General features: G+C 66.0%; 5 protein-coding genes. 1 reads left to right on the top strand and 4 read right to left on the bottom strand.

The features are described from left to right. Positions 1 to 258: 258 nt before the first annotated feature. From EOL86_11930 to EOL86_11945, 4 genes are read right to left on the bottom strand one after another with little or no spacing between them, the layout of a single operon-like run. On the bottom strand, positions 259 to 585 hold the full coding sequence (locus EOL86_11930) for a hypothetical protein (GenBank protein NCD26282.1): 327 nt from the start codon (positions 583 to 585) through the stop codon (positions 259 to 261). A 17-nt stretch (positions 586 to 602) separates the two neighbouring features. Continuing rightward, entirely contained in the window at positions 603 to 1322 is a 720-nt protein-coding gene (locus EOL86_11935) for a DUF45 domain-containing protein (protein ID NCD26283.1), read from the bottom strand. Continuing rightward, positions 1315 to 3855 carry an FtsX-like permease family protein gene (locus tag EOL86_11940; protein ID NCD26284.1) on the bottom strand — a complete coding sequence of 847 codons (2541 nt, stop codon included), beginning with the start codon at positions 3853 to 3855 and terminating at the stop codon, positions 1315 to 1317. Before EOL86_11940 ends, EOL86_11935 begins: the two co-directional genes overlap by 8 nt. Beyond that, positions 3852 to 4526 carry an ABC transporter ATP-binding protein gene (locus EOL86_11945; GenBank protein NCD26285.1) on the bottom strand — a complete coding sequence of 225 codons (675 nt, stop codon included), beginning with the start codon at positions 4524 to 4526 and terminating at the stop codon, positions 3852 to 3854. Before EOL86_11945 ends, EOL86_11940 begins: the two co-directional genes overlap by 4 nt. On the opposite strand from EOL86_11945, the gene EOL86_11950 reads away from it, so the two are divergent. Beyond that, positions 4525 to 4841: arylesterase (locus tag EOL86_11950; GenBank protein ID NCD26286.1), on the top strand; the 317-nt coding region annotated here is incomplete at its 3' end. The genes EOL86_11945 and EOL86_11950 overlap by 2 nt on opposite strands.

Genomic DNA, 4841 nt, shown 5'->3' on the forward strand with positions numbered 1-4841 from the left:
TGCACTGGTTGTTGACAATAAAGACGGCTGGAACGTCCGCTCCCTACAGCAATCACCCCGCGATGACAATGCCCGCCCCAAACCGCGCGACTCTCCGCTGCGGCACGGTGTGGACGGCAAATGTGTTTCGCGCCCTTTCCACGAACCATTCCGATCCGACCAGGCCGGGATTATTCCCGTTCATGGGCAACGACGCCGACCGGCATGCCCAAAAGACCAACGCCCGGACACTGGCGGGATATCCGGGATCCCCACGCCCTAGGGCTGTTCGAAAAAGACATAATTCGAATATTCGGACAGCTCGAAATAGACCTTTTTCTCGCCCGCGTCGGCCTGGTTGTTCAAATTACCGTCAAACACCCCGTACCCAAAGCGGTAGGTCCTGGCCTGGCGATCCGCGGTACCGTAGGCCGTGGACAGCTTGTCGATCTTGAGAAAGCGCCGCACGACCTTGTCTCCGGCATAGACTTCGAGCACGCCGTTGGTGCCGGTCCAATTTTGAATGGATCGTCCCAGCTGGTTCTGGGCTTCCTGGGTGCATCCGAATACCGTGGCCAGCGCGGCCAGCAACATCATCTTTTTCATCTCTTCATCTCCTTGGCTCATGGGCGCCATTTGGACCAGGCCGGGAGCGTGGCCCAGACATGGCGCAGTTGCGTTTCGTGACAATCGGTCAAGGGGTCGAGCCGACGCAGACAGGCCCAAAAACGCGGCCCGTGGTTACGATGCTCGATATGCGCCAATTCGTGCAGCACGACATGGCGGGCCAGATCCTCGGACAAAAAAAGCAATTTGGCGTTGAGGCTGATCCGGCCGGCGGCGGAACAGCTGCCCCAACGGCTGACCTGATTGCGGACCACCACCCCGGCAATGGGAATGCCCACTTCGGCGGCAACGTCCCGACACAGGGGCACGAGCACGCCCTGGCCCATGGCGATCAGCCAGCGCTGCAGCAACAGCACTCCAGCTGTTTCGTGCCGGGGTGGCAGCCAGAGGCGGACCACCCCGCCCTCGACGCGCAGCTCCGGACGCCCGGCAGTCTCGCGCGCCACCGTGAATTCCCGATCGACGAGTGGAAAATTCACGGTCCCGGGCACGAGATCCTGCCCCGGCGCCGCGCCCTTGGCGGCCAAATCGGCCAGACGCGCGGCGATCCACTCTCCATGGCGTTCCAAAATGACCGGAACTTCCGCGCCAAAAACGCGAAAGGGCAAAACCACCTCGACGCCCTTGCCGGCGTGGACCTTGATCCAGACCCGTCTGGCCCGCTGGCTGTGGCGCACGGTCACGGGAATGTCCCGCCAAAGCAGGGTGCTATTCATTGCGCAAATACGGCGCGGCCGCGCGGCCCAGGGCCCGCCAGGTTCCAAGAAGCCCCATGACCAGGGACACGCCGACCCCGCCCAGCACGGTCAGCAGGCCAATACCCAAATCCGGAACAAAGCGCATGTGCAGCACCCCCTGAACCACGCCCCAGGCGGTCAGGGTTCCCAGGGCCAGGCTGCCCAACCCCGTGAACAGTCCTGCCAGGGAAAATTCCGCGACCAGGATGGCCAAAATATCCCACCGTGTCGCGCCACATACCTTGTAGATAACGCTGTCATGGATTCGCCGGTGCTGATCCGCCGAAAAGGCTCCGGCCAAAACCAGGAAGCCGGCCGCCAGGGCCACCGCGGCCATGGCCTGGAAGACGCTGGCCATGCGCGTCATGAGCACCGCCGCGCTGTCCAGCACGTCGCGCACGGTGATGACGGCCACGTCCGGAAAGGCTTCCGTGACCCTGGTGAACAGGGTTCGATCCAGATCCTGGCCATGAACCGCGCCAAGCCAGGTCTGGGGCGCGCCCTCCAGCACTCCGGGAGAAAAAAGAATGGCGAACTGCATGGCCAGGGTGGTCCAGGTCACGTCGCGGATGCTGGCAATGGTCCCGGTCAATGTGCGTCCCAGGACATTGACGCTCAAGGTGTCGCCCACGTCCACGCCAAAACCCCGGGCCAAATCCGAGGTCAGGGAAATAAGCGGCTCGCCCGAGTAATCCTTGGCCCACCATGTTCCCCGGACCAGGGCGCTGCCCGGAGGCACGTCGGCGGCGTAGGACAGCCCCCGGTCGCCGCGCACGGCCCAGGCCACGTCCTCGCCGACGGTGGCGTTTTCCACCGGCGTTCCGGCGATGCGCACGATGCGCCCCCGAACCATGGGGCGCAGATCCAGACGGGTCACGCCGGGAGCCGAGGCCACCAGACGACGAAAGTCCTCGACCTGATTCGGCCGGATATCCATGAAGAAATAGGCGGGAGCCTCCTGGGCCACTTCCCCGCTCAAGGCGCGGCTCAGGCTGGAATTGACCAACACCACGGCCACCAGGGCGGTCAGCCCGAAGCCCAGGGCAAAAACCAGACTCACTCCGGGAGACCCGGGGCGGTGGATATTGGCCAGCCCGATCCGCGTGCTCGCCCAGGGCAGACGCGGCGCCTTGCCCGCCAGCCAGCGCACGGCCCGAGCCAGACCCGTGAACAGGACGGCGGCGAACATGGTCCCGGCCACGAACCAGCTTGAAAGTTTGGGATTGTCCGTGAACCAATAAACCAGGACGGCCAGCAGGACAAAGGCCAGGGCCGTGGGGATCAGGGCAATCCGGGGCACGCGGCCCGTATCCAGAGCGATGTATCCGCGAAAAATGGCCGAGGGTCGAACCATGAGGGCCCGAAACAGCGGCGGCAGGGAAAAGGCCAGCGTCGTCACCAGACCAAAAAGGGCGGCCTGAAGCAGCGGCGCGGCATGGATTCCAGGCCGGGCCGGAATGGGGAGGATATCGGCCCAAAAGCGGGCCCCGATCCAGGGCACGACCGCGCCGGCGGCCATGCCGGCGCTGGCGCCGAGCAGACCAAGAAGAAGAACCTGCGCCAGATACGCGGCAAACAGGACATGGCCCGGCCCGCCCATGCACTTCATGGCCGCGATGTGCGTCAGCCGGCCATTGAGATAGCCGCGCACGCCACCGGCCACGCCCAGCCCTCCGACCAAAAGCGCGCCCAGGCCGACCAGGGTCAAATCCACGCTCAATCGTTCCAACATGGCCCGCACCCTGGGCGCGGCGTGGGCGTAATCACGCACCCGCCACCCGGAATCGGGAAAGGCGGCCCGGATGTCCTCCGCCACCCGCGTGGCCGGATCCCCGTCCAGGCGCAGTCGGTACTCGACCCGGAACAAGCTGCCCGGCCGGGCCAGCCCCGTGGACAAAAAATCCTCGGTACTGACCATGACCCTGGGCCCGAGGCTGAAAAATTCCATGATCCGATCCGGCTCGCGTCGGATGATCCCGCGCAATTCGAACCGGGTTTCGCCGATGCGCACCGTGTCGCCCAGCGCCAGTCCGAGGCGGGCCAGCAGGTCCTCGTCGACAACGGCGCCGGGCAGGCCCCGGCGTTGGGCCAACAGCTCCCGCGCGGGCCCCTGCCCGCCCTCGATCTCCAGGGCCCCATAAAGCGGGTACAGATCGTCCACGCCCTTGAGTTCCACCAACACCGACCGCGGCCCAGGACCATTTCCCACGTCTCCGACACGGGCCATGGTCCGCGAGGACAGGGTCTTGGACAGGGTCCCCAGGCCGTCCAGGTAGGCCCGTTCCGCCGGACTGGCGTCGCGGGAGGTCAACGCGACGCCGACATCTCCGCCCAGGATGACCTTGGCGTCCCCGGCCAGGCCCTGTTCCAGGGAGCGGCCCAGGGAACCCACGGCGCTGATGGCCAGCACTCCCAGAAACAGGCAGCCCAAAAACACGCCAAAGCCACGCGGCCCGCCGCGCAGCTCCCGCCCGCAAAGCACCAGGGCCAAACGCCAGTCCCGCCAGGTCATGACACCTCCATGCGACCGGAATGCATGGTCGCCAGCCGCCCGCACCGTCCAGCCAGGGCCCGGTCGTGGGTGACCAGAACCAGGGTCGTGTTGTCCTCGGCCTGAAGGGCGAACAACAGATCCATGACCCGCTGGCCCGTGGCCTCGTCCAGATTGCCCGTGGGCTCGTCGGCCAGAATGATTCCAGGCCGGGGGGCGAAGGCCCGGGCCAGGGCAACGCGCTGTTGCTCGCCACCGGAAAGCTGGGCCGGATAATGATTGCAGCGGTGTCCGAGCCCGACCTGTTCCAGGGCCTCCAGGGCACGGGCCCGGGCCTGGGGATGGTGGGCGAATTCCAGGGGCAGGGCCGCGTTTTCCAGGGCGGTCATGGTCGGGATGAGATGAAAGGCCTGAAAGACGATCCCCAGATGCTCGCGCCGAAAGCGGGCCAGGGCATTTTCGCCCAGATCGTCGAGGGTGGTTCCGGCCACCTCGACCCGGCCCGAGGTGGCCCGCTCCAAGCCGGCCAGGAGCATGAGCATGGTCGTCTTGCCGGAGCCCGACGGCCCAACCACGGCCAGGGTCTCGCCACGTCCCACGCGCAGGTTCACGCCGGTCAAAATGTTGACCGGCCCCGCGCCGGCGATTAGCGTCACGTGCACATCGTCGAGCACGACCAAAGGAGTGTTCATGTCTGCCATCCTTGTCACGGCTATCCGCTGCCTGGCCATCGCGGCCATTTTCTGCGTGGCGCGACCGGCCAGCGGAGGTTCACCCATGCATATTCTCGCCTTCGGGGACAGCCTGACCGCCGGGTACGGCCTGGCGCCCTCGGAATCCTTTGCCGCCCGCCTGGAACAACGCCTGCTCGCCAAGGGCCGAAGCGTGCGGGTCACCAACGCCGGGTTGTCCGGCGACACCTCCAGCGGCGGGTTGGACCGCCTGCCCTGGTCCCTTCAGGACAAACCAGACCTGGTCATCCTGGAACTGGGAGCCAATGACGGCCT

The sequence above is a fragment of the Deltaproteobacteria bacterium genome, from assembly GCA_009930495.1.
In the GTDB taxonomy this organism is placed as follows: Bacteria; Desulfobacterota; Desulfovibrionia; order Desulfovibrionales; family Desulfomicrobiaceae; genus Desulfomicrobium.

Bases quoted from the DNA above. Each gene is read 5' to 3' on its own strand.
- EOL86_11930 (NCD26282.1), bottom strand. From the start codon at position 585: ATGAAAAAGATGATGTTGCTGGCCGCGCTGGCCACGGTATTCGGATGC.
- EOL86_11940 (NCD26284.1), bottom strand. From the start codon at position 3,855: ATGACCTGGCGGGACTGGCGTTTGGCCCTGGTGCTTTGCGGGCGGGAG.
- EOL86_11935 (NCD26283.1), bottom strand. From the start codon at position 1,322: ATGAATAGCACCCTGCTTTGGCGGGACATTCCCGTGACCGTGCGCCAC.
- EOL86_11945 (NCD26285.1), bottom strand. From the start codon at position 4,526: ATGAACACTCCTTTGGTCGTGCTCGACGATGTGCACGTGACGCTAATC.